The 460-nt window shown below is 65.7% G+C and carries 1 pseudogene; it reads right to left on the bottom strand.

Going from position 1 to position 460, the window contains the following annotated elements:
* Positions 1–68: 68 nt before the first annotated feature.
* Positions 69–460 (bottom strand): annotated as a pseudogene (locus BHU15_RS40525) (hypothetical protein); the annotation flags it as partial.

The following is a 460-nucleotide window of genomic DNA, read 5'->3' as shown; positions in this document are numbered from 1 at the left end:
CGCGGCCCTACGGGCCTTCGTTCCATGTCGCATATTCATCAGTGTTGATCCTTTGCGTTCACTCGCGGTCAGTCCTCGGCCAGTCGGACGGAGAACAGGACAGACATGTCCGGCAACACCAGGTTTTCGGGATCCAGGTCGAGGGGGTTCCCGTTACAGATCAGCTCACCGGGCAGCGAAGGCTCCTCCTCCTCGCCCTCCTCGGGCTCGGAGTCCTCTCCCTCGTCGCCGTCTTCCACCGCCGGCCTGAACTCACAGCGAGGTACGACGATCGCTGTGGCCGTGGCCTCGGCCCGCTTGTCCTCGGTGCCGGGCAGAATGCTGTCGCCCATCGTCTGCTGGGTTTCGACGACGACGGTGAAGCCCCATCGGCCACCGTTCGCCGCCCTGCATCCGTCGCCCGGCTTCACTTGTGCGTCGTTCTGCTCGGCGAGGTGCCCGGCTGCCTCGCAGCCGACGA

Origin of the sequence: Streptomyces niveus (genome assembly GCF_001723055.1) — a bacterium.
GTDB classification, from domain to species: Bacteria; Actinomycetota; Actinomycetes; order Streptomycetales; family Streptomycetaceae; genus Streptomyces; species Streptomyces niveus.
This window is presented reverse-complemented; position numbering and strand designations above follow the sequence as displayed.